The organism is Pseudomonas rhizophila, from assembly GCF_003033885.1.
In the GTDB taxonomy this organism is placed as follows: domain Bacteria; phylum Pseudomonadota; class Gammaproteobacteria; order Pseudomonadales; family Pseudomonadaceae; genus Aquipseudomonas; species Aquipseudomonas rhizophila.
Genome location: NZ_CP024081.1, coordinates 3,768,233 through 3,791,732, shown reverse-complemented (window position 1 = coordinate 3,791,732; position 23,500 = coordinate 3,768,233). Strand labels below are relative to the sequence as shown.

General features: G+C 60.0%; 19 protein-coding genes. 12 read left to right on the top strand and 7 right to left on the bottom strand.

Annotation, left to right across the window (positions count from 1 at the left end; translation table 11 throughout):
* Positions 1-87 precede the first annotated feature (87 nt).
* Together CRX69_RS17650 and CRX69_RS17645 are read left to right on the top strand one after the other, a co-directional pair.
* Positions 88-1,590, top strand: coding sequence for an ATPase domain-containing protein (locus CRX69_RS17650; RefSeq protein ID WP_076384603.1), 1,503 nt, complete (start codon positions 88-90; stop codon positions 1,588-1,590).
* Entirely contained in the window at positions 1,587-3,257 is a 1,671-nt protein-coding gene (locus tag CRX69_RS17645; protein WP_047229101.1) for an ATP-binding protein, read from the top strand. Before CRX69_RS17650 ends, CRX69_RS17645 begins: the two co-directional genes overlap by 4 nt.
* Before the next feature lie 103 nt (positions 3,258-3,360).
* On the opposite strand, the gene CRX69_RS17640 is transcribed toward CRX69_RS17645, so the two are convergent.
* Genes CRX69_RS17640 through CRX69_RS17620 form a run of 5 tightly spaced genes read right to left on the bottom strand, consistent with a single transcriptional unit; the run spans position 3,361 to position 9,901 of the window.
* Positions 3,361-3,738 (bottom strand): response regulator, encoded by a 378-nt coding sequence (locus CRX69_RS17640; protein ID WP_047229102.1) that lies wholly within the window; start codon positions 3,736-3,738, stop codon positions 3,361-3,363.
* Positions 3,731-5,011: a hybrid sensor histidine kinase/response regulator gene (locus tag CRX69_RS17635; RefSeq protein ID WP_047229103.1), complete on the bottom strand. Its 1,281-nt coding sequence runs from the start codon at positions 5,009-5,011 to the stop codon at positions 3,731-3,733. Before CRX69_RS17635 ends, CRX69_RS17640 begins: the two co-directional genes overlap by 8 nt.
* Before the next feature lie 5 nt (positions 5,012-5,016).
* Complete coding sequence (locus tag CRX69_RS17630; protein WP_047229104.1) at positions 5,017-5,604, bottom strand: chemotaxis protein CheB; 588 nt, start codon at positions 5,602-5,604, stop codon at positions 5,017-5,019.
* Positions 5,601-6,416, bottom strand: a complete 816-nt coding sequence (locus tag CRX69_RS17625) for a CheR family methyltransferase (RefSeq protein ID WP_047229105.1) — start codon at positions 6,414-6,416, stop codon at positions 5,601-5,603. Before CRX69_RS17625 ends, CRX69_RS17630 begins: the two co-directional genes overlap by 4 nt.
* The gene (locus CRX69_RS17620) at positions 6,416-9,901 is read right to left on the bottom strand and encodes a response regulator (protein WP_107323273.1); all 3,486 of its coding nucleotides are present in this window, start codon (positions 9,899-9,901) and stop codon (positions 6,416-6,418) included. Before CRX69_RS17620 ends, CRX69_RS17625 begins: the two co-directional genes overlap by 1 nt.
* A gap of 247 nt (positions 9,902-10,148) precedes the next feature.
* Between CRX69_RS17620 and CRX69_RS17615 the strand changes: the two genes are divergently transcribed.
* The 10 genes from CRX69_RS17615 to CRX69_RS17570 all read left to right on the top strand — a co-directional run bounded on the left by CRX69_RS17615 (position 10,149) and on the right by CRX69_RS17570 (position 21,718).
* Complete coding sequence (locus CRX69_RS17615; RefSeq protein WP_047229106.1) at positions 10,149-10,520, top strand: response regulator; 372 nt, start codon at positions 10,149-10,151, stop codon at positions 10,518-10,520.
* Positions 10,521-10,600: 80 nt separating this feature from the next.
* Positions 10,601-11,914 carry a glycosyltransferase gene (locus CRX69_RS17610; RefSeq protein WP_047229107.1) on the top strand — a complete coding sequence of 438 codons (1,314 nt, stop codon included), beginning with the start codon at positions 10,601-10,603 and terminating at the stop codon, positions 11,912-11,914.
* Between the two features lie 57 nt (positions 11,915-11,971).
* Positions 11,972-12,877: an AraC family transcriptional regulator gene (locus CRX69_RS17605; RefSeq protein WP_047229108.1), complete on the top strand. Its 906-nt coding sequence runs from the start codon at positions 11,972-11,974 to the stop codon at positions 12,875-12,877.
* A 327-nt stretch (positions 12,878-13,204) separates the two neighbouring features.
* Entirely contained in the window at positions 13,205-14,515 is a 1,311-nt protein-coding gene (locus CRX69_RS17600; protein WP_047229109.1) for an ABC transporter substrate-binding protein, read from the top strand.
* Positions 14,516-14,655: 140 nt separating this feature from the next.
* Positions 14,656-15,588, top strand: a complete 933-nt coding sequence (locus CRX69_RS17595) for a carbohydrate ABC transporter permease (RefSeq protein WP_047229110.1) — start codon at positions 14,656-14,658, stop codon at positions 15,586-15,588.
* Positions 15,589-15,598: 10 nt separating this feature from the next.
* Positions 15,599-16,429 (top strand): carbohydrate ABC transporter permease, encoded by an 831-nt coding sequence (locus CRX69_RS17590; protein WP_047229111.1) that lies wholly within the window; start codon positions 15,599-15,601, stop codon positions 16,427-16,429.
* A 39-nt stretch (positions 16,430-16,468) separates the two neighbouring features.
* On the top strand, positions 16,469-17,572 hold the full coding sequence (locus tag CRX69_RS17585; protein ID WP_047229112.1) for an ABC transporter ATP-binding protein: 1,104 nt from the start codon (positions 16,469-16,471) through the stop codon (positions 17,570-17,572).
* A 15-nt stretch (positions 17,573-17,587) separates the two neighbouring features.
* The gene (locus tag CRX69_RS17580; RefSeq protein ID WP_107322461.1) at positions 17,588-19,069 is read left to right on the top strand and encodes a mannitol dehydrogenase family protein; all 1,482 of its coding nucleotides are present in this window, start codon (positions 17,588-17,590) and stop codon (positions 19,067-19,069) included.
* A 210-nt stretch (positions 19,070-19,279) separates the two neighbouring features.
* Positions 19,280-20,767 (top strand): xylulokinase, encoded by a 1,488-nt coding sequence (gene xylB / locus CRX69_RS17575; protein WP_107322460.1) that lies wholly within the window; start codon positions 19,280-19,282, stop codon positions 20,765-20,767.
* Between the two features lie 12 nt (positions 20,768-20,779).
* Positions 20,780-21,718 carry a carbohydrate kinase family protein gene (locus CRX69_RS17570; RefSeq protein ID WP_107322459.1) on the top strand — a complete coding sequence of 313 codons (939 nt, stop codon included), beginning with the start codon at positions 20,780-20,782 and terminating at the stop codon, positions 21,716-21,718.
* A 79-nt stretch (positions 21,719-21,797) separates the two neighbouring features.
* On the opposite strand, the gene CRX69_RS17565 is transcribed toward CRX69_RS17570, so the two are convergent.
* The gene (locus tag CRX69_RS17565) at positions 21,798-22,076 is read right to left on the bottom strand and encodes a DUF1652 domain-containing protein (RefSeq protein WP_047229116.1); all 279 of its coding nucleotides are present in this window, start codon (positions 22,074-22,076) and stop codon (positions 21,798-21,800) included.
* Positions 22,077-22,457: 381 nt separating this feature from the next.
* Positions 22,458-23,465 carry a threonine ammonia-lyase, biosynthetic gene (gene ilvA, locus CRX69_RS17560; RefSeq protein ID WP_080962918.1) on the bottom strand — a complete coding sequence of 336 codons (1,008 nt, stop codon included), beginning with the start codon at positions 23,463-23,465 and terminating at the stop codon, positions 22,458-22,460.
* Positions 23,466-23,500: the final 35 nt, after the last annotated feature.

The window sequence follows — 23,500 nt, the reverse complement described above, 5'->3', positions numbered from 1 at the left end:
CACGGCAAAAGGTCAAGTGTTCAGGCAGTTCATTTTCAGGCGTACTCCAGCCTGCTGCCCACTTCCCTAGTCATGAGAGGGCTTTTTTTGTCTACATCTAACGAGTTGATCAGCGCTAAAGCCGCCACCGGTATCGAAGGGCTGGATGACATCCTTTCCGGTGGCTTGTCCCGCGGCCATGTGTTCCTGCTGGAAGGGGAACCCGGGACCGGCAAGACCACGGTCGCGTTGCAATTCCTCTTGGCCGGTGCCCAGGCCGGCGAGCGTTCCTTGTACATCACCCTGTCGGAAACCGAGCGTGAGTTGCGCCAGGGCGCGGCGTCCCACGGTTGGATGATCGACGAAAACGTGCATATCTTCGAGCTTACCCCTCCTGAGAGCCTGCTCAACGCCGAGCATCAGCAAAGCCTGCTGTACTCCTCGGACCTGGAGCTGGGGGAAGCGACCCGGCAGATTTTCGAGGTGGTCGAGCGGGTCAAGCCGACCCGGGTGGTGCTCGACAGCCTCTCGGAGATTCGCCTGCTGGCGCAAAGCTCACTGCGCTATCGCCGGCAGATTCTGGCGATCAAGCATTACTTTGTGCGCTACGACGCCACGGTACTGCTGCTCGATGACCTGACCACCGAGTCCCTGGACAAGACCGTGCACAGCGTCGCCCATGGGGTGATTCGCCTGGAAGAACTGACACCCAATTACGGCGCCGAGCGGCGACGCATTCGGGTGGTCAAGTATCGCGGGCAGAAATACCGTGGCGGCTTTCACGACTTCACCATCATGGGCGACGGCATTCATGTCTTCCCACGCTTGGTAGCCGCCGAACACCGCGGGCAATACCTGCGCCAACAACTGTCCAGCGGACTCGATGGCGTGGACGCCTTGCTGGGCGGCGGCATCGAGACAGGCTCCAGCACTTTGATCCTGGGCCCGGCCGGCACCGGCAAGTCGCTGATTTCGATGATTTTCGCTGCGGCTGCCGTGCAGCGTGGCGAAAAAGCCGCACTGTTCATCTTCGATGAAGAGTTGGGCTTGCTGTTCGAGCGCATGAGGAACGTCGGTATCGACCTGGAAGCGCTGAGACGAACCGGCAACCTGGTGATCGAACAGGTGGACGCCGCTGAGCTGTCTCCCGGTGAGTTCTCCCATCGGGTACGCCGTTGCGTCGATGAAGGTAACATCAAGACGGTCGTGATCGACAGTATCAATGGCTACCAGGCCGCCATGCCGGAAGAAAACGCCTTGGTGCTGCACGTACATGAACTGCTGCTCTACCTGAACCGCAGGGGCGCTGCGACCTTCATGACCGTTGCGCAACACGGTCTGGTGGGCGATATGCAGGCCCCGGTGGACATTACCTACCTGGCCGACACGGTGATTCTGTTGCGTTATTTCGAAGCGCTGGGCAAAGTTCGTCGAGCGATCTCCATCATCAAGAAACGCACCGGTAGCCATGAATCCACTATTCGCGAATACCGCATCAGCAGCGAGGGCATGACCATCGGCGAGCCGCTGGAAGCATTCCAGGGGGTATTGCGTGGGGTGCCGAACTATATGGGAGCGGATAATCCGTTGCTCAAGGATGATCAACAGTGACGCTGGTCGAGCCCCTGTCGGAGCGGGCGTTGATCCTCGCACCGCTGGGGCGCGACAGCCAGATCGCCCTGATGATCCTGCGCGAAGCCGGCTTCGGCGGCCTTATCTGCCAGCATCTGGGCCACTTGTGCGAAGAGCTGGAGCACGGCGCCGGCCTGTTGGTGATTTCCTCCGAAGCCCTGGTCGGGCCGGAGCTGGAAACGCTGTTGTTGCATATCGAAGAGCAACCGGCCTGGTCAGACTTGCCAATCGTATTGTTGACCCACCACGGCGGGCCGGAACAGAACCCGGCGGCGCGTATCGGCACTCAGTTGGGCAACGTAACGTTCCTCGAGCGCCCTTTTCACCCAATAACCCTGGTCAGCGTGGTCACCACCGCCCTGCGGGGCCGGCGCAGGCAATATGAAGCCCGAGACCGGCTGATCGACCTGAGCAACAGCGAGCTGCGCCTGCAAACCACCCTGGAGACCCTTGAGCAACAAGTGGAAGAACGCACGGCCCAACTGCGCCACAACGAAGAGGCCTTGCGCCAGTCGCAAAAAATGGAAGCGGTCGGGCAACTCACGGGGGGGATCGCCCATGACTTCAACAACATGCTCACCGGGATCATCGGCAGCCTCGAACTGTTGCGCCGGCGCCTGGCCCGAGGCCGCACCGAGGATCTGGACAGCCTGATCGACCTGGGGGTGACATCGGCCAATCGCGCAGCCGGCCTGACGCATCGTTTGCTGGCCTTCTCCCGCCGCCAATCGCTGGACTCAAAAGCGGTGCAGATGAATACCCTAGTGCTGTCCATGGGCGAGCTGCTGCAGCGCAGCCTCAACGAGAGTATCCGGCTGGACATGGAACTGGACGACCAGCTCTGGATCGCCGAAGCCGACCCAAACCAACTGGAAAGCGCCCTACTCAACCTGGTACTCAATGCTCGGGACGCAATGCCCGACGGTGGGCAACTGGTGGTCAAGACGCTCAATCAACACCTGGATGCCGACTTCACCCAGGCTTATACCAACCTGGAGCCGGGCGATTACGTCGTGCTGAGTGTGCAGGATTCCGGTTGCGGAATGCCCGAAGCGGTCATCAATCGTGCGTTCGACCCGTTTTTCACCACCAAGCCGATCGGCCAGGGCACCGGGCTGGGCTTGTCGATGATCTATGGGTTCAGTAAGCAGTCGCGTGGTCACGTGACGATTGACAGTGAAGTCGGCAAAGGCACAACCGTGAGCCTCTATCTGCCGCGTTTCGTCGGTGAAGAGGTTCACGAACCACGGGTCGATACACAACACGCCCCGTACGCACAAGACGGTGAGACCGTGCTGATCGTCGAGGACGACCCGGCGGTGCGGGTGCTGGTCAGCGCCGTACTGAGCGAGCTGGGTTATGCCTTCGTCGAAGCAGCCGATGCTGACGGCGCGGTGCCGATCCTTCAGTCAAGCCAGCGCATCGATCTGCTGATCAGTGACGTGGGCTTGCCAGGCATGAACGGCAGGCAACTGGCGGAAATCGGCCGGCAGATTCGCCCGGACCTGCGGGTGCTGTTCATCACCGGGTATGCTGAGCATGCGGCGGTGCGCGGCGGCTTCCTGGACCCAGGCATGCAGATGATCACCAAACCGTTCACCTTTGACCTGTTGACGGCCAAGGTGCGGGAGATGATCAAGGTTTGAGGCAATGCCCGGATATCAGCCGACCGTGCGCCCGTGATCAAGGATTTTGTGGCAGCAAACCCTGCTCCCACAAAATCCCGCCCTGCACCCTGCTTTTACAGGCCTAGGACAACATCGTCCGCATCATGTCCTGCAGCACATCCAGGTCGAACGGTTTGCCCAGGATCGGCGCCTTGCGGGTGATGGGGCTGTCGGTGTCGCGCACTTCCTGGGCATAACCGCTGATAAAGATGACTTTCAGGTCGGGTCGCAACCGGACCGCCGGTTCAGCGATCTGCACGCCGGTGATACCCCCGGGCAGGCGGAAGTCGGTGATCATCATGTCCAGGTGGGGCTTGCTGGCGAGGATCTCGAACGCCTGCTCACCGTTTTCGGCCTGCAGCACTCGATACCCCTCGCCCGACAGGTAGGCCGACAATACCATCAGGATCGACGGGTCATCCTCGACGATCAGTACAACGTCTTGCGCATCTTCACTCATGAGAAGCCTTTGTTCGATCAATAGCTGCTGATACGACCGTAGGGTCACTCAGAGGTTGCGTCTGTTCGACGGTTTTGGCCAGGACCGTTTTCTGCAAAGGCAGGCAGACGCGAAACAACGCCCCTTCATTGAGGCGGCTATTGACCGTAATAGTACCGCCATGGGCGGTCACAATCTGCTCGGAGATGAATAACCCCAGGCCCAGGCCGGATGCGACTGCTTTGGACGACACCCGCTCGAACTGCTGGAAGATGCGCTGCTGGTTTTCCTCGCTGATGCCGATACCGTGATCCTGGACTTCGACGCAAGCATGGTCAGGCGTTTTGTAGACGCGCACCTCGATCGGGCTTTTCCCGCCGTAGCGCAAGGCGTTGGTCAGCAGGTTCGACACCACTTGTTCGATACGAAACTCATCCCATTGTCCCTCCACCGACGGCTCGGTCGAGCACGTCAATGTGCATTCGGCCGCCGCGATCTGCGGCTGGAAGTTGCGCAGCAGGTTTTCAACCAGTGTCGTCAGGTTGAAGCGGCTTGGCCGAATGGACAATTTGCCAGTACGAATCCGCGACACGTCGAGCATGTCCTCGATCAGCCGGATCAGGCTCTTGATCTGGCGCTCGTCGCGCTCGACCATCGCCTGCACCTTATCCAGGCTGAAGGCTGCGGCGTTGTCCCGGGCCAGGTGCATCTTGCGCAGTTGCGTCTCGAGAATCAGGCCGTTGAGAGGCGTACGGACTTCGTGGGCAACGATCGACATGAAGTCATCACGCATGCGAACCGCCTGTTCCAGCTCGCTGCGAGTAGCCTGCAACTGCTGCAACAAGGCCTCCTGCTCGCGGCGGCTCTCCTGCAATGCAATGACCTGCTCCTTCATCGCCTTTCTCTGGCGATACAGCTCGACGAACACATTGACCTTGCTTTTGACGGCGTGGTTGTCCAGCGGCTTGTGCAGGAAGTCCACCGCGCCACTTTCATAGCCGGTGAAGGCATAGTTGCGCTCACGGCCGGCGGCGCTGACAAAGATGATAGGAATGCTACGGGTCTTCTCCGTGCCGCGCATCAGCTCGGCCAGTTCAAAGCCGTTCATTCCCGGCATCTGTACATCGATGATGGCCAGGGCAAAGTCGTGTTGCAGCAGCAAGGACAGCGCCTCATCGGCCGACAGCGCTTTGAAAACCTGGCGGCCGTCGAGTTTGATCAGCGCTTCCAGGGCCAACAGATTTTCTGGCAGATCGTCGACGATCAGCAGTTTGGCTTGAATATCTCTTGGCATGTGGTTCATTCCAGAGCGGCCAACAATTGGCCGATGCCTTGCAAAGTGAGGATATGGTCGGGCTCTTGCAGGGCAAGTGCTGCTTCGGGCATGGTCGAAACCTGGGCTTCGCCGGGGTCCTGGACCACCGTGATTCCACCCAGCTCCCGGACCTTGGCCAGGCCCTGGGCACCGTCGTTGTTGGCGCCGGTCAGCACTACCGCCAGCAGGTTCGGACCGAAGGCGTCGGCGGCGGATTCGAACAGCACATCTATCGACGGCCGCGAATGGTGCACCGGTTCCTCCAGGCTCAACGAAAGACTGCGGTCGGCCTCGACCGACAGGTGATAGCCGGGTGTGGCTACATACAAAGTGCCCGGTTGAATGTTCTGCTTGTCCTGAGCTTCCTGCACCGGTATCGCCAGACGATGGCCGAAGACCTGGGCCATCTGGCTGTCACGCTCATCGGGCAGATGCAACACGACCAGAATGGGTACGCCGAAGCCCTTTGGCAGTTGCCCGAAGACTTTGAGCAGCGCTTCGACGCCGCCGGCGGATGCACCGACGACAATGGCTTGAATGGGCGATCTGGATCTGTGCATCGTCTGATTCATAACTTGCGATAGATCCGTTCCTGTTTGACCAACGGCTCGAATTGCTTGCCGAAAGACGAAAAATCCAGTGTCTCTTTACTGCCCAGTACCAGGAAACCACGGTGACAGAGGGACTCATGGAACAATCCGAACGCGCGATCTTGCAGCTTTTTGTTAAAATATATCAAGACGTTACGACATGAAATTAACTGAGTTTCTGAGAATACGCTATCAGTCGCCAGGCTGTGATCGGCAAAGGTCACGTTCTCGCGCAGGGTTTTGTCGAACATCGCGTAATCGTAGGCGGCGGTGTAGTAATCGGCAAATGATCGCCGCCCTCCCGCGCGCTGATAATTCTGGGTGTAGGCCCGTACGTTCTCGAGCGAAAAAATGCCCTGCTTGGCTTTTTCCAGGGACCGCGGATTGATGTCGGTGGCATAAATCAGCGTGCGGTCCAGCAGCCCTTCCTCGCGCAGCAGGATCGCCATGGAATAGACCTCCTCCCCGGTGCTGCAACCGGCGATCCAGATCTTGATCGAAGGATAGGTCTTGAGCAGCGGCACCACTTCTTCGCGGATCGCCAGGAAATGCGACGGGTCGCGAAACATCTCACTGACAGGGATCGTCAACAGTTGCAGCAGTTGCATGAACATGCCCGGGTCGTGCAACACGCGCTCCTGCAGTGCCGAGATGGTCTTGCACTCGAACTGGCTCAGCGCGTGCTGGACCCGGCGCTTGATGGAGGCGCCGGAATAGTCCCGAAAATCGTAGCTGTACTTGAGGTAGATCGCGTCGATCAACAAACGGATTTCAATGTCAGTGTTACGTTCCACTAAATTCTTTCCATATTCGGCAACCACACGCGAATCAGCGAGAACAGACGATCCAGATCGATCGGCTTGGCCAGGTAATCGTTGGAACCGGCCGCCAGGCAGCGCTCCTGATCATCCTTCATGGCCTTGGCCGTCACGGCAATGATGGGCAGCTTGCGCCAGCGCGGGTCCTTGCGGATCAGCGCGGTGGCCTCGAAACCGTCCATCTCCGGCATCATCACATCCATCAGCACCAGGTCGATGTCGTCGACTTCGTTCAGACGCTCGATCGCTTCATAGCCGTTACGGCCGATGACGACGATCGCCCCCTTGGCCTCCAGGGCACTGGTCAGGGCGAAAATGTTGCGCACATCATCGTCCACCAGCAGCACTTTACGGCCCTCGAAAACCTTGTCGCGGCTGCGGGCGGTCCTGAGCATCCGCTGCCGTTCATGGGACAACCGGGATTCGACTTTGTGCAGAAAAAGTGTCACTTCGTCCAGCAACCGCTCCGGCGAACGGGCGCCCTTGATGATGATCGAGCGTGAATACTTGCGCAGTTCGGCTTCTTCATCGCGGGTCAGGTTGCGTCCGGTGTAGACGATCACGGGCGGGAATGAGCAGATATCTTCGGTGGACATACGCTTGAGCAGGTCATTGCCCAGCATGTCAGGCAGCTTCAGGTCGATGATCATGCAGTCGTAGACGTTGCTTCGCAGCAGGTCCAGGGCTTGCTGCGCCAGGCCGACAGCGGTGATCTCGATGTCATCGTCACCGATCAGCCGGGTGATGCTGTCGCGTTGCAAATCATCGTCCTCCACCAGCAGCACCCGCTTGACCTTCTGGGTCAGCTTGGCTTCCAGGCGGGCGAATACCTCCTTGAGTTCTTCGCGAGAAGTCGGTTTGACCGCATAGCCGACGGCGCCCATGTGCATCGCGGCTTCTACGCGATCCTCGACGGAAATCACATGTACCGGGATGTGCCGGGTTCCAGGTTGCTCCTTGAGCCGCTGCAATACCGTCAGCCCGGAGTGATCCGGCAGGCGCATGTCCAGCAGGATTGCATCGGGGCTCAATTGCGAAGCCAGGTCGAAGCCTTCATCGGCACCTTGGGCCACCAGGCATTGGTAACCGAGTTCGTGGGCCAGGTCGAACAGGATCCGGGCAAAGCTGGGCTCGTCTTCGATCACCAGAATGCAGCGGGTGTTGAACGGTGCCTTGTCGCGGTCATCGGCGAAGGGGGCGACGGGCACATCGACCTGGGCGATCAGCGGTGCGCTGACGGGTTCAGGGGGCGCGGGTGGCGCCATTGTGGTGGTCGCAGTGAACATCCCCGGTTCTACCAGCGGCTCACCCGACTCGACATAGCGTTCTGGCAATACCAGCGTAAACACACTGCCCTGCCCCGGTTCGCTGGAGACAGAAATCGAGCCGCCGAGCAAGGTGGCCAGGTCACGGGAAATCGACAGGCCCAAACCGGTCCCGCCGTACCGGCGATTCGTAGTGCCATCGGCCTGGCGGAAGGCTTCAAAGATGCTTTGTTGCTGATCGGCGGCGATGCCGATTCCTGAGTCCCGCACCATGAACGCGATGCCCGCCCCGGCCTGACCGTCCACCTTCAGGCATACCGTGCCTTTCTCGGTGAACTTGATGGCGTTGGACAGCAGGTTCTTAAGTACCTGCTCCAGACGCTGGCGGTCGGTATACAGCATGGCCGGGGCGTCGGGCAGCAGTTGCACCTCGAAGCTCAGGCCTTTTTCCGTCGCCAGGGGCATGAACATGTCACGCAAGCCTTCCACCAGGCGCGTCACGCCGGTGTTCTCCGGACGCACTTCCAGTTTCCCGGCCTCGACCTTGGAAATGTCGAGAATGTCATTGATCAGGTTCAGCAGATCGTTACCGGCGGAATAGATCGACTCGGCAAATTTCACCTGTTCCTCGTTGAGGTTCTGCTGCGGATTCTCCGCCAGCAGTTTGGACAGGATCAGTGAGCTGTTGAGCGGTGTACGCAGTTCATGGGACATGTTCGCCAGGAACTCGGACTTGTATTTGCTCGAACGCTGCAACTCTTCGGCGCGTTCCTGCAACTGGATCTGCGCCAGGTTCAGCTCGCTGTTCTTCTGGTCCATGGCATCGCGTTGTTCAGCCAGTTGCTCGTTGGTCTGCTCCAGTTCCTGTTGTTGGGCTTCCAGATGCGCCTGGGACTCCTTGAGGATGCGTGACTGCTCTTCCAGCTCTTCGTTGGCGGTCCGGAGTTCTTCCTGCTGAACTTGCAGTTCTTCGTTCAACTGTTGGGTTTCGGCGAGGACTTCCTGCAAACGCTGCCGGTAACGGGCCGCTTCGATGGAGGTGCCAATATTGCCGGCCACCAGTTCCAGCAGTTCGATATCGCGATCGGTCACAGGTCGCAGGAAGCCCAGTTCGACAACGCCGTTGATCCGGTCATCGTCACTGGTGGGCATGACCAGTACGCTGTTGGGCAACCCCTGGCCCAACCCCGAACTGACTTTCAGGTAGTCGTCGGGCACGTCATCCAGGCGGATGAGTCGCGCCTGTTGGACCGCCTGGCCAGCGATGCCTTCGCCGACAACGATCACCTGTTGCTGTTGCTCTTCGTCCTCTCGGGACATGCCGTAGGTGGCGACACGCCTGAGCAGGCCGCTTTCTTCCCGCGCATACAGTGCGGCCACGACAGCGCCCATGTATTGGGCACAGAACTGCAGGATGTTGCGTCCCAGCAGGTTCAACGTCAGTTGCCCCAGAACCTGCTCGGCCAGTAGCGTCTGGCCATTGCGCAGCCAGGCCTGTTTTTCCAGATGCAAAGCACTCTGCTGCTGGACCTTCAGGCTGGCGCTGTAATTGTTGGACAGCCCCAACAGATCCCGGCGCCCGACATAGGCCAGCAAGCCGCTGACGGCGGCCACGAACAACAGGTACAGAGCGATGCTCCAGAGGGTGGTGGTGCGCACCTGGTCGTTGCGTTCTGCGCGCAGCTGCTGCTCGGATTCGACGATATCCTCGTAGGTCTTGCGTATTTCATCGGTCAAGCGCTTGCCACGCCCGGCCTTCACCGCTCCCCGGTAATCGCCACTGCTGCGTTGCAGGTCGATCATGCTTTGCGCGTAGTTGGCCCACTCCACCTGGAGCGCTTGCACTTTATGCAGGCGGTCGGTCTGGATCGGGTTGTCGGCTGTCAATTCCAACAATGTCTCCAGGGCGACGGCGATACGCGGCTTGGCCACTTCATAAGGGTCGAGGAAATGCTCGTCGCCCGTCAGGAGGTAGCCGCGCATGCCGGTTTCCAGATCCACGCTCAGCTTGAGCGCTTCATTGGCATTATTGATCACCCGATCGGTATGCCCGACCCATTGGATCACCGACAGGAGATAGGTGATCAGCACAATGAAAAACACCGCGCTGAGGGCGCCCATGCCCAGTGGCAGGCTGATATTGCGGCTCAGGAGCTTGCGAAAACTTTGCTCGTCAACCGAAGACGAAGGAGTCATGGAATAAGCCTTGGTGGACAGTTGAAAACCGTGGAGTTTGCCGAAAAATACCGGTTGGATCCACATTCTGACGGGGCAAAGGCGCAAACTCCACGAAAAGCCTGAGGAAGCGACGATCCTTGTCAGCTCTTGTACTATAGATCCTTTCTTGTACAACCCAGGGAACTTGTGCCCCCTCGCTACTTACTCATGCATAAGGCCGTTTTTTGGCACACCTCCCCAACCCAATCCCCTGAGAATGTCTACCATGCACAACCCCGCTCCTGATACCCAGCCAACCATTCTGGTAGTCGAAGACGACGACATCGTACGTATGTTGATTGTCGACGTGCTGGAAGAGCTGGAATACCAGGTACTGGAAGCGGACGGCTGCGAACAGGCCTTGGCGTATCTGCGTAACGATGCGCAGCCCATCGCCCTGATGATGACCGATGTCGGCCTGCCGGTGATGGACGGTCGCGAGCTGGCCAAGCAGGCCCGATCGGCTCGGCCTCAGCTACCCATTCTGTTTGCCAGCGGTTACGCCGAAAGCATCGATGTGCCGGAAGGCATGGCGGTGATTGGCAAGCCTTTTTCCATCGATCAGTTGCGCGACAAGGTCAACGGCATTCTTTCTTGAGCCTGACGCAATTGTTGGTCACTATCGGCGCCCCGCGCTGATAGCGCCCACGTCGATTCGTTCCAAGGAAGCACCCGCTCATGCGTCAACCCACCGCCACCAAGGTCCTGGTTATCGGCTATGTCTGGCCCGAGCCGCGTTCATCGGCTGCCAGCGGGCACGTCATGCAGATCCTCGAAGCCTTCCTTGGGCAAGGGTGGGACATCACCTTCAGCAGTCCCGCGGGCCCTGGCGAGAACCGTGCCGACCTGATCGCGCTGGGGATCGGCGAAGTGCCGATCGAGCTCAACAGCAGCAGTTTCGATACATTCATCGCTGAACTGGCCCCGGATATCGTGTTGTTCGACCAGTTCATGATGGAAGAACAGTTCGGCTGGCGGGTCGAGAAACACTGCCCCGGCGCCCTTCGGGTGCTGGAGACGTCCGATTTGCAAAGCCTGCGCCACGCCCGGCATCAGCGGCTCAAGGATCGGTTGAAGAAGGATGACGTTTCCCAGGATTTCAGCGATCTGTTTGCGCAGGACCTGCCTCAAGCGTTCGAGTTGATGGCCGGCACCGACCTGGCCAAGCGGGAAATCGCCGCCCTGTACCGGTGCGACCTGAGCCTGATGGTGTCCGAAGTCGAGATCGAGTTGCTGGTAGAGCACTTCAAACTGCCCCGCAACCTCTTGCATTGGTGCCCACTGATGCTGGACCTGCCGAGCGAAGCACGCGTGCCGTTCGCAGACCGGGCGCATTTCCTCAGCATCGGCAATTTCCGCCACGCGCCGAACTGGGACGCCGTGCTCTGGATGAAAAACGCCATTTGGCCATTGATCCGCCAACAGCTGCCTGATGCGCAACTGCACCTGTATGGCGCCTACACCCCGCCCAAGGCTGCGGCGCTGCACAACGCGGCCCAAGGGTTTCACATCATGAATTGGGCCGAGGATGCGCTGCAGGTCATGTCGGCGGCACGTGTCTGTCTGGCGCCGTTGCGTTTCGGTGCCGGCATCAAGGGCAAGCTGATCGATGCCATGCTGTGCGGCACACCCAATGTCACCACACCCATCGGCGCAGAAGCCATGCACGGTGAAATGCCCTGGCCCGGAGCGATTGCCCAAAGCGCCGAAGATATCGCCCACGCCGCTGTGCAGTTGTACCGCGAGCAGAGCCTTTGGACCCGCGCCCGGGATAACGGCCTGGCGCTGCTGGCGGACCGTTACCGCCGACAGGTCCACGCCCAGGCGCTGATCGATTGCCTCGAAGCCTGTCGCGCCGACCTTGAGCAACGGCGCCGGGATAACTTCACCGGCAGCATGTTGCGTCATCACCAGCACAAGAGCACTCAATACATGTCCCAGTGGATTGAGGAGAAGAACCGCAACAGTCAGGCCGGAAGCGTTACGGGGTAGCACCCGTGCGGCGAAGGGGGCATTATCCAGCGGCAATAACAATAAAAGCGCCAGGCCATGACCCGAACTGCAAGAGTCACCGACCCTTCCTATGAGCTGATGGACGACCATAACGGGCTGTCCATCATCTATCGCCAGCACGGTTTCCCGTGCCCGCTGGTGCGCTGGCATTTCCATAAGGAATACGAGTTGCACCTGATCGTCGCCAGCTCCGGCAAGGTATTCATCGGTGACTATATCGGCAACTTTTACCCGCAATCGCTGTTTCTCACCGGCCCCAACCTGCCCCACAACTGGATCAGCCAGGTCGCCGAGGACGAAGTGGTGCCCAAGCGTGACATGCTGGTGAATTTTACCGACGAGCTGTTCGAGAGCGGCCATCAGGTGTTTGCCGAGCTCAAGACCGTCGCGCCATTGCTGGAGCGCGCCCAGTACGGCATCGAATTTCGCTGCAAGCGCACTATCCGCCAGGCCATGATCCTGATGCAGCGCATCGCCGATTCCCAAGGCATGAGCCGCCTGGGGCATTTTTTCATCCTGATGGAGCTGCTGGCCGCAACCGATGACTATCAGTTGCTTTCCGGGGCCACTGCGGCGCAACCGGCGGATGAGCACAGCGTTGACCGTACCAACCGCGCGGTGGATTACATCTTTGCCCATTACGCACGGGAACTGTCCCTGGAAGAAGTGGCCGACCATCTGGGCATGAAACCGACGTACTTCAGCCGCGTCTTCAAACAAGCCACCGGCCGCTGTTTCATCGAGTTCGTCAATCGCCTGCGTATCAGCAAGTCCTGCGAGTTGTTGGCCGACGGCGACAAACCGGTGACGGACGTGTGTTTTGAATCGGGCTTCAACAACATATCCAACTTCAACCGGCGCTTTCAGCAGCTCAAGGGCATGACCCCTTCCCATTACCGGCGGCTGGCGGTGCAGCGGTTGACCGAACAGAACCAGGGCTGACAATCCCAGGTTATCCCTGTGGCGGGAATTTATGTGGGAGCAAAGCTTGCTCGCGATGCAGGCGCCTCGGTTCTCCGGAAGACCGCGTCATCCTCATCGCGGGCAAGCCTTGCTCCCACACAGCGGGGATAAATCCCCTCGCCACAGCTAACCCCTTCTCAGACCAAATCCCATCCAGTGCAAAAAAGTATCAGCGCAAGTGCGACGGATGATTTGTCTCGCCGGCGATTGAGGGCTGTAATCAGCGCACATTCTTCCCTTCATCCGGAAGACACAAAAACAATAACTGTCCTTCCGCAGCCCTTGGGCGCGGAAAAGGAGTGCGCGATGAAACCTTCGGTAAAAGCTCTGCTTGTCTCCACCTGCATGACCCTCAGCAGCGTCAGTTTCGGCGCACAGACCCTCACCATTGCCACCGTCAACAACAGCGACATGATCCGCATGCAAAAGCTCTCGAAGACCTTCGAGGCTGAGCACCCGGACATCAAGCTCAATTGGGTGGTGCTCGAAGAAAACGTCCTGCGCCAGCGCTTGACCACCGACATCGCCACCCAGGGCGGGCAGTTCGACGTGCTGACCATCGGCATGTACGAAGCCGCACTCTGGGGGGCCAAGGGTTGGCTGGAGCCGATGAAGGATTTGCCGGCCAGTTATGCCCTGGATGATATTTTTCCGTCCGTGCGTGAAGGCCTATCGGTCAAGGGCACGCTCTACGCCCTGCCGTTCTATGCCGAAAGCTCGATCACCTACTACCGCACCGACCTGTTCAAGGACGCCGGGCTGACCATGCCCGAACACCCGACCTGGACCCAGATCGGTGAGTTCGCGGAAAAACTCACTGACAAGACCAAGGAGCAATATGGCCTGTGTCTGCGAGGCAAGGCTGGTTGGGGCGAAAACATGGCGCTGATCACGACCCTGGCCAACGGTTTTGGCGCGCGCTGGTTCGATGAGAAGTGGCAGCCGCAGTTCAATGGCCCCGAGTGGAAGAATGCCCTGAACTTCTACGTCGACAACATGAAGAAATCCGGCCCGCCGGGCGCTTCCAGCAACGGTTTCAACGAGAACCTGGCGCTGTTCAACAGCGGCAAATGTGCAATCTGGGTCGATGCCAGCGTCGCCGGTTCGTTCGTCACCGATAAGACCCAAAGCAAGGTGGCCGATCACGTCGGATTCACCTTCGCCCCCCATGAAACGACTGACAAAGGCACCTCGTGGATGTACTCCTGGTCGCTGGCCATCCCCGCCAGTTCCAAAGCCAAGGAAGCGGCCAAGGTCTTTACCATGTGGGCGACGTCCAAGGAATACAGCCAATTGGTCGCCAAGACCGATGGCGTTGCCAACGTACCGCCAGGCACACGTACCTCGACCTATAGCGACGACTACATGAAGGCCGCGCCGTTTGCCAAGGTGACCCTGGAGTCGTTGAAAGTCGCTGACCCGAAAGCCCCCACTCTCAAGCCTGTGCCCTATATCGGTATCCAGTTGGTGACCATTCCTGAGTTCCAGGCCATCGGCACCCAGGTCGGCAAGTTCTTTTCGGGCGCGTTGACCGGCCAGCAGACCGTGGACCAGGCGTTGACCGCAGCGCAGTCCACCACGGAACGCGAGATGAAACGCGCAGGTTATCCCAAGTAACCCCGACGTCAATGTGGGAGCGAGCCTGCTCGCGATAAGGCCGGCACATTCAACATCTATGTTGCCTGACCCTGCGCTATCGCGAGCAGGCTCGCTCCCACAATGGATTTTTGTAGGCCCGCACAAATCGGTTCAATGCCATGAATAGTTCAACGACAACCGCCAAAGCACACAGCGAGATTGCCCCACCGGTTCGCAAAAGCCGCTTGGCCAATCCAGGCTGGTTTCTGGTCAGCCCCTCGGTGGGGTTGCTGCTGCTGTGGATGATCGTGCCACTGGGCATGACCGTCTACTTCTCGCTGATCCGCTACAACCTGCTTTACCCCGGCGAGAACGAATTTGTCGGGCTGGAGAATTTCACTTACTTCCTGACCGATTCGGGCTTCGTCCCCGGGGCGACCAACACTCTGCTGCTGGTGGGCAGCGTGTTGCTGATCAGCATCGTGTTCGGGGTGTTGATCAGTGCGCTGCTGGAGGCCAGCGAGTTTTTCGGCCGGGGCATCGTGCGGGTATTGCTGATTTCACCGTTCTTCATCATGCCCACGGTGGGCGCGCTGATCTGGAAGAACCTGATTTTCCACCCGGTCTCGGGAATTCTCGCCTCGGTGTGGAAACTGTTCGGCGCGCAGCCGGTGGACTGGCTGGCCCATTACCCGCTGCTGTCGATCATCATCATTGTGTCCTGGCAATGGTTGCCCTTCGCGATCCTGATCCTGATGACGGCCATGCAGTCCCTCGATCAGGAACAGAAAGAAGCCGCCCGCCTGGATGGCGCGGGGCCCATCGCGATTTTCTGGCATCTGACCCTGCCCCATCTGGCGCGCCCGATTGCGGTGGTGCTGATGATTGAAACCATTTTCCTGCTGTCGGTGTTCGCCGAGATTTTCACCACCACCAACGGCGGCCCCGGCTATGCCTCGACCAACCTCGCCTACCTGATCTACAACCAGGCGCTGGTGCAGTTCGACGTCGGCATGGCTTCGGCCGGCGGCTTGATTGCCGTGGTGATTGCCAATATCGCCGCCATCATCCTGGTCCGGATGATCGGCAAAAACCTCACCGACAAGAACTGAGGCCGCAGCCATGACACTTCAACAATCCCGTCGCCTGCAAAGCCTGCTGCTGGGTACGCTGGCCTGGGCCATCGCGATCCTGATCTTCTTCCCGATCTTCTGGATGGTGCTGACCAGCTTCAAGACCGAAATCGACGCGTTCGCCACGCCGCCGCAGTTCATCTTCACGCCGACGCTGGAGAACTACCTGCACATCAACGAGCGCAGCAACTACTTCAGCTTCGCCTGGAACTCGGTGGTGATTTCCTTCAGCGCCACCGCCCTTTGCCTGCTGATTGCGGTGCCGGCGGCCTACTCCATGGCGTTCTATGAAACCCAGCGCACCAAGGGCACGTTGCTGTGGATGCTCTCCACCAAAATGTTGCCACCGGTGGGCGTGCTGATGCCGATCTACCTGCTGGCCAAGAGCTTTGGCCTGCTGGACACGCGGACTGCGTTGATCATCATCTACACGCTGATCAACCTGCCGATCGTGGTCTGGATGATTTACACCTACTTCAAGGACATTCCCCGCGACATCCTTGAAGCCGCGCGTCTGGATGGCGCCACGCTGTGGCAGGAAATGGTTCGCGTCCTGTTGCCCATCGCCAAGGGTGGCCTGGCCTCCACCGTACTGCTGTCGCTGATCCTGTGCTGGAACGAGGCGTTCTGGTCGCTGAACCTCACCTCGTCCAAAGCCGCGCCGCTGACGGCCCTGATCGCGTCCTACTCCAGCCCCGAAGGCTTGTTCTGGGCCAAGTTGTCGGCCGTATCGACCCTGGCCTGCGCACCGATCCTGATTTTTGGCTGGATCAGCCAAAAACAGCTGGTACGCGGTTTGTCCTTCGGCGCCGTGAAATAACGCGCCTTACACCATTATCAGAAGTGGAGGCCCATCATCATGGCCAACCTGAAAATCAAGAATCTGCAAAAAGGCTTCGAAGGTTTCTCCATCATCAAGGGCATCGACCTTGAAGTGAACGACCGTGAGTTCGTGGTCTTTGTCGGCCCGTCGGGTTGTGGCAAGTCCACGCTGCTGCGGTTGATCGCCGGCCTGGAAGAAGTCAGCGACGGCACCATCGAACTGGACGGCCGGGACATCACCGAAGTCAGTCCGGCCAAGCGCGACCTGGCGATGGTGTTCCAGACCTACGCGCTGTACCCGCACATGAGTGTGCGCAAGAACATGTCCTTCGCCCTGGACCTGGCCGGCGTGCCCAAGGCCGAGGTCGAGAAAAAGGTCAACGAAGCGGCGCGCATCCTCGAATTGGGGCCGATGCTTGAACGCAAGCCCAAGCAGTTGTCCGGCGGCCAGCGCCAGCGTGTGGCGATTGGCCGGGCCATCGTGCGCAACCCGAAGATTTTCCTGTTCGACGAGCCGCTGTCCAACCTCGACGCCGCCCTGCGCGTGCAGATGCGCCTGGAGCTGGCGCGCCTGCACAAGGAGCTGCAGGCAACGATGATCTACGTCACCCACGATCAGGTCGAAGCCATGACCCTGGCCGACAAGGTGGTGGTGCTCAACAGCGGGCGCGTCGAACAGATCGGCTCGCCGCTGGAGCTGTATCACCAGCCGGCCAACCTGTTTGTCGCCGGGTTCCTCGGTACGCCAAAAATGGGCTTTCTCAAAGGCAAAGTCACACGGCTGGAGAACCAGGGTTGTGAGGTCCTGCTGGACGCCGGCACCCGGATCAGCCTGCCCCTGAGTGGGGCCAGCCTGAGCGTCGGCGGCGCGGTGACCCTGGGGATTCGCCCGGAGCATTTGAACCTGGCACAACCGGGCGATTGCACGCTGCAAGTCACCGCCGATGTCAGCGAACGTCTGGGCAGCGACACCTTCTGTCACGTCGTCACCGCCTCCGGTGAAGCCTTGACCATGCGCGTGCGCGGCGACCTGGCGAGCCGTTTCGGTGAGCAACTGAACCTGCACCTGGATGCTGAACACTGCCACTTATTCGATGCCGAGGGCGTGGCGGTCACCCGTGCGCTGCGCATCGCCGCCTGATTACCGAGACTTGTGATGAAACTCAATCGACAGAACCTGCACAACCTCAGCCCTGAGGTCGCCCTGCCCGCTTATTCCTTGAGCGATATCAGCCAGGGCATCGCCCACATCGGCGTCGGCGGCTTCCACCGCGCGCACCAGGCTTACTACACTGATGCGCTGATGAACACCGGCACCGACCTGGACTGGGCCATCTGCGGCGTGGGCTTGCGGGCCGAAGATCGCCGCGCCCGGGATGACCTGGCCAGCCAGGACTACCTGTTTACCCTGTACGAGCTGGGGGACACCGACGACACCGAAATCCGGGTGATCGGAGCCATCAATGACATGCTGCTGGCCGAAGACGGCGCCCAGGCCCTGATCGACAAACTGGCCGACCCGCAAATCCGCATCGTCTCGCTGACCATTACCGAGGGCGGCTATTGCATCGACGACAGTAACGGCGAGTTCATGGCCCACCTGCCGCAGATCCAGCACGATCTGGCCCATCCTGACGAGCCGAAAACCGTCTTCGGTTTCCTTTGCGCAGCCTTGGCCAGGCGCCGGGACGCCGGCACCCCGGCGTTCACCCTGATGTCCTGCGATAACCTGCCGCACAACGGTGCCGTGACCCGCAAGGCGCTGCTGGCATTCGCCGCGTTGCGCGACGCCGAGCTGGGCCAATGGATCGATCGCCACGTGAGCTTCCCCAACGCCATGGTTGACCGCATCACGCCCATGACCAGCGTCGCCCACCGGCTGCAACTGCATGACGAGCATGGGGTCGACGATGCCTGGCCGGTGGTCTGCGAGCCTTTCGTGCAGTGGGTCCTGGAAGACAAATTCGTCAACGGTCGCCCGGCCTGGGAAAAGGTCGGCGTGCAGTTCACCGATGACGTCTCGCCCTATGAAGAAATGAAAATCAAGTTGCTCAACGGCAGTCACCTGGCGCTGACCTACCTGGGTTTTCTCAAGGGTTATCGCTTCGTCCACGAAACCATGAACGACCCGCTGTTCGTGCGTTACATGCGTGCCTACATGGACCTGGACGTGACCCCGCAACTGGCACCCGTGCCAGGGATCGACCTGACCGACTACAAGAACACGCTGGTGGAGCGTTTTTCCAACCAGGCAATTGCCGACCAGTTGGAGCGGGTGTGTTCGGACGGCTCGTCGAAGTTTCCCAAATTCACCGTGCCGACGATCAACCGCTTGATTGCCGACGGCGGCCAAACCCGTCGCGCGGCGCTGGTGGTGGCGGCCTGGGCCGTGTACCTGAAGGGCGTGGATGAGAACGGCGTGACGTATTCGATCCCGGACCCGCGGGCGGCGTTCTGCCAGGCGCTGGTGGCCGACGATGCGTTGGTGACCCAGCGCCTGCTGGAGGTCGAAGAGATTTTCGGTACGGCCATTCCCCACTCGCCCGAGTTCGTGGCAGCCTTCGAGTGGTGCTGCAACAGCTTGCGCGAACACGGGGTCACGCGGACGCTTGAGCGAGTGTTGGCTGACGCGGACTAAACTGCGCACGCAATCCGCTTCTGTGGCGAGGGGATTTAGCGAAACGTCGCACCGCCCCGTTGGGTCGCGAAGCGGCCCCCAGACGTGCTGCCTACACCGAAGCCGCAGATACATTGGGCCCGCTTCGCAGCCCAGCGGGGATAAATCCCCTCGCCACAGGTATTCCCTGGCCACAAGTTCTGTGTTTTGTTCTTTGATCCGAGGGTTTTTATGGCAAACCAACAACTGTTCCTGGGCATCGACTGCGGCACCCAAGGCACCAAGGCACTGATCCTGGATACGCTCAGCGGCCAGGTGCTCGGCCAGGGTGCCGCTGCCCACAGCATGATCAGCGGGGCCAACGGTCGCCGTGAACAAGACACCCAGCAATGGCTCGATGCATTCACCCAGGCGACTCACCAAGCCCTGGCCGCCGCCGGGGTCGATGGCCAGGCGATCCTCGGCATCGGCGTGTCCGGCCAGCAACACGGCTTGGTGCTGCTTGACGACCAGGGCCAGGTCTTGCGCCCGGCCAAGCTGTGGTGCGACACCGAGACGACGCCGGAAAACGATCGGCTTTTGGCCTACCTGGGGGGTGAAGACGGCAGTCTCACACGCCTCGGCGTGGTGATCGCGCCGGGCTACACGGTTTCCAAACTGCTCTGGACGCGGGAGCAGCATCCCCAGGTTTTCGAACGCATCGCCAGCATCCTGCTGCCCCACGACTTTCTCAATCACTGGCTCACCGGCCGCCATTGCAGCGAATACGGTGACGCCTCGGGCACCGGCTATTTCAACGTACGCACCCGTCAATGGGACGCGCGGTTGCTGGAGCACATCGATCCCAGCGGCCGGCTGCAATCGGCTTTACCGGAGCTGATCGAGGCCCATCAGCCGGTCGGGCGGATCCTGCCGGCCGTTGCCGCGCACCTGGGCATCAACCCTGACGCGCTGGTGGCCAGCGGGGGTGGCGACAACATGATGGGCGCTATCGGCACCGGCAACATCCAGCCCGGCGTGATCACCATGAGCCTCGGTTCCTCCGGTACGGTCTATGCCTATGCCGCCGAACCTGTGGTCAGTCCGCAGCCGTCGGTGGCAACCTTCTGCTCATCCAGCGGCGGCTGGCTGCCGCTGATCTGCACCATGAACCTGACCAACGCCACCGGGGCCATGCGCGAGCTGCTGGAGCTGGACATCGACGCCTTCAACGCCTTGGTGGCAAGGGCCCCGATAGGCGCCAAAGGCGTGTGCATGCTGCCGTTTCTCAACGGCGAGCGGGTTCCCGCCCTGCCCCATGCCACCGGCAGCCTTTTCGGTCTGACCACCACCAACCTGACCCGGGCCAATCTGTGCCGGGCGGTGGTCGAAGGCACCACCTTCGGTTTGCGCTATGGCCTGGACCTGCTGCGCGCCAACGGGCTCGAGGCCCAGAGCATCCGCTTGATCGGTGGGGGCTCGAAAAGCCCGGTTTGGCGGCAGATCGTCGCCGATATCATGGATACCACGGTCATTTGCACTGAACAGAGCGAGGCGGCGGCCCTGGGTGCGGCGATTCAGGCGGCGTGGTGCCATTCAGGCTCACAGCAAAGCCTGGCCGATCTGTGCGAGCGCTGTGTCAAGCTCGACCCGGCCAGTGAAACCCGGCCCATTACCGAGCAGGTCGCAGCATCGCAAAAAGCTTATGCCAACTATCAAGAATGTATCGCAACCCTTTGAGATAAAAGAACTATGTATCTGGTATGTGGTGAAGCATTGTTTGATTTTTTCAGCGAAAACGAAATGGGCGGTCCGGCGTCACACGTCAACTTCAAAGCCATCGCCGGCGGCTCGCCGTTCAACGTGGCAGTCGGGTTGCGACGCCTGGGCGTGGAATCGGCACTGTTTGGCGGGCTGTCCACGGACTACCTGGGCCGACGCTTGCATCAGGTCCTGGCTGCCGAAGGTGTCAGCACCGAGTACGCACTGGACTTCGACGCGCCTACGACCCTGGCAATGGTGGCGGTCGGTGCCAACGGTTCGCCCCACTATAGCTTTCGCGGTGAAGGATGCGCGGACCGGCAACTAGGCCTGGACCACCTACCGGTGCTCGGTGAGCACGTACGGGGGCTGCATGTCGGCTCCTTCTCTCTTGTGGTGCAGCCGATTGCCGACACCCTACTGGCCTTGGTGCGACGCGAGAGCGGTAAACGCCTGGTCAGCCTGGATCCGAACGTGCGACTCAACCCGCAACCGGACATCGAACTGTGGCGCTCGCGAATCGCAATTCTGGTCGAATATGCCGATTTGATCAAAGTCAGCGACGAAGACCTGAGTCTTCTTTATCCCGACCAACCGCCACAGACCATCATCGAGCGTTGGATGGAGCACCGTTGCCAATTGGTGTTCCTTACCCGTGGCAGTCAAGGCGCGACGGTATTCAGCCGCCAGCACGGTTCCTGGTCAATGCCGGCATGTTCGGTGCAGATCGCCGATACCGTGGGCGCAGGAGACACTTTCCAGGCTGCGTTGATTACCTGGCTGACCGAGCACCAACTGGATTCGGTGGAAGGCCTGCATACCCTGACCCGTGAGCAGGTGAGCGAGATGCTCGCTTTTGCCATGCGCGCAGCTGCGCTGACATGCGGCCGGACCGGACCGGATCTGCCTTACCGGCAACAATTGGATTGAGCTGTTTGGGAAAAAGCACGGCACCGGGTTCGGACAATGACCGAACCCGGAGGTGATTCCTGGGAAGACAAGGCCGTGATCAGCGCCCGGTCATGCGGTGTTGCTGATGGAAGTGATTACCGGTGTGGTGATTTTGGTCGAGTTCGGAGCGCAACTCGGCGATCAGGTCGTTGATTGCCCGGCAGCCATTGAGTTTATTGGCATCGATATCGGTTTTGATCAATGCCACACGATCGGTTTCATGATCGTCATAGATCTTGATTGTCATCGACAAATCAGGTGACAACGTGCATTGCGAGCGCTTGGGCAGCAAGCTGCTTTCAATGATGTTTCGCATTTCGAGGGCAGATAAAAACATGGCGACTCTCTCCTGTTGAGGCGGCCAATTTATGTTCACGACGGCGGTATTTTCGTCCGTTCTTCCCTGCGGACTGGGACTACGAATGCCGTGCCGTTCGTTCGTTCTTGGCGTTTTCTAATTAATGAGCCCGTGCAGCGACTCCCTAATCATCCCGCAAAAAATATGCCTGCTTTAAAGAAAATCCCGATTGATCCAAATCAACTACTTAGCGTCCAGGACTGTGAGAGCGCGCGTGCAAATTGCAAGGAAGCGGGATTTTCCTCATGCAAACTGCAATCGCCAGTGATCCTGTCGCAAGCTAGATTAGACCCTATTGCGCAGGGGTGAGTGGGCACCCGTCGGCTGCTTCGAAAAAAGTGTGACGTCGCGTAAAAAACGTCAAATGACTTCGGCGCCAGCCCGCTCTGCCACATGGCGCAGGCTATCGAAGTTGATATTCGCGCCGGAATCGATTGCCACCAGTGTTTGGCCTCGCGCGCCGGTCTGGGCGACGTACTGCTTGATGCCGGCGACCGCCAAGGCGCCCGAGGGCTCGGTTATCGACCGGGTATCGTCATAGATGTCTCGGATGGCTGCGCACAATTGGTCGTCAGTGACGGTGATCACGTCATCAACGCAGAAACGGCAGATGTCGAAGCCGTAGGCCCCTATTTGTGCGACAGCCACGCCATCGGCAAAGGTTCCCACGCTCGCCAGACTGACCCGTTCACCGACTGCCAGCGCCGCCTGGAGACAGGCGGAATGTTGTGACTCCACCCCGACAATGCGAACCTCCGGGCGCAGGTACTTGACGTAGGCCGCGACCCCGGCAATCAGCCCCCCGCCACCGACCGGGACAAAAATCGCGTCCAGGCTGCCTGGGTGTTGACGCAGGATTTCCATGGCGACGGTGCCCTGCCCGGCGATCACGTCCGGATCATCGAAGGGCGAAACGAACTCTCGTCCGGTCTGTCGGGCCAGCTCCAGTGCGTATTCCAAGGCAAAGGGAAAGCTCTCCCCGTGCAGCACTGCTTCGGCGCCCCGGTTGCGCACGCCCAGCACCTTGAGCTGCGGTGTGGTGAGTGGCATGACGATGCTGGCCGATATGCCCAGCTCCCGCGCGGCCAGCGCCACGCCCTGGGCATGATTGCCCGCTGAAGCGGTGATGACACCGCGAGCCCGTTGCTCGGCGGTCAGTTGCACCAGTTTGTTGTAGGCGCCACGGATCTTGAAAGAAAAAGTCGGCTGCAGGTCTTCACGCTTGAGAAGGATCCGGTTGCCCAAGGCTTCGGACAGTCCGGTGGCCGCTTGCAACGGCGTGCGTACGGCCAGTTCGTACACCGGCGCGGCCAGGATCTTCTTGACGTAATGTTCTAGCAGGGCTTGCTCGGGGCGGGTGGTAGGCATGGCGGTCTCCTGGTTTGGACAAAACTCCGGAGACA

What these genes read in the sequence shown, in the direction of transcription:
- CRX69_RS17640 (WP_047229102.1), bottom strand. Translation starts at nt 3,738, where the DNA reads ATGAGTGAAGATGCGCAAGACGTTGTACTGATCGTCGAGGATGACCCG.
- CRX69_RS17635 (WP_047229103.1), bottom strand. Translation starts at nt 5,011, where the DNA reads ATGCCAAGAGATATTCAAGCCAAACTGCTGATCGTCGACGATCTGCCA.
- CRX69_RS17630 (WP_047229104.1), bottom strand. Translation starts at nt 5,604, where the DNA reads ATGAATCAGACGATGCACAGATCCAGATCGCCCATTCAAGCCATTGTC.
- CRX69_RS17620 (WP_107323273.1), bottom strand. Translation starts at nt 9,901, where the DNA reads ATGACTCCTTCGTCTTCGGTTGACGAGCAAAGTTTTCGCAAGCTCCTG.
- CRX69_RS17615 (WP_047229106.1), top strand. Translation starts at nt 10,149, where the DNA reads ATGCACAACCCCGCTCCTGATACCCAGCCAACCATTCTGGTAGTCGAA.
- CRX69_RS17610 (WP_047229107.1), top strand. Translation starts at nt 10,601, where the DNA reads ATGCGTCAACCCACCGCCACCAAGGTCCTGGTTATCGGCTATGTCTGG.
- CRX69_RS17605 (WP_047229108.1), top strand. Translation starts at nt 11,972, where the DNA reads ATGACCCGAACTGCAAGAGTCACCGACCCTTCCTATGAGCTGATGGAC.
- CRX69_RS17600 (WP_047229109.1), top strand. Translation starts at nt 13,205, where the DNA reads ATGAAACCTTCGGTAAAAGCTCTGCTTGTCTCCACCTGCATGACCCTC.
- CRX69_RS17595 (WP_047229110.1), top strand. Translation starts at nt 14,656, where the DNA reads ATGAATAGTTCAACGACAACCGCCAAAGCACACAGCGAGATTGCCCCA.
- CRX69_RS17590 (WP_047229111.1), top strand. Translation starts at nt 15,599, where the DNA reads ATGACACTTCAACAATCCCGTCGCCTGCAAAGCCTGCTGCTGGGTACG.
- CRX69_RS17585 (WP_047229112.1), top strand. Translation starts at nt 16,469, where the DNA reads ATGGCCAACCTGAAAATCAAGAATCTGCAAAAAGGCTTCGAAGGTTTC.
- CRX69_RS17580 (WP_107322461.1), top strand. Translation starts at nt 17,588, where the DNA reads ATGAAACTCAATCGACAGAACCTGCACAACCTCAGCCCTGAGGTCGCC.
- xylB (WP_107322460.1), top strand. Translation starts at nt 19,280, where the DNA reads ATGGCAAACCAACAACTGTTCCTGGGCATCGACTGCGGCACCCAAGGC.
- CRX69_RS17570 (WP_107322459.1), top strand. Translation starts at nt 20,780, where the DNA reads ATGTATCTGGTATGTGGTGAAGCATTGTTTGATTTTTTCAGCGAAAAC.
- CRX69_RS17565 (WP_047229116.1), bottom strand. Translation starts at nt 22,076, where the DNA reads ATGTTTTTATCTGCCCTCGAAATGCGAAACATCATTGAAAGCAGCTTG.
- ilvA (WP_080962918.1), bottom strand. Translation starts at nt 23,465, where the DNA reads ATGCCTACCACCCGCCCCGAGCAAGCCCTGCTAGAACATTACGTCAAG.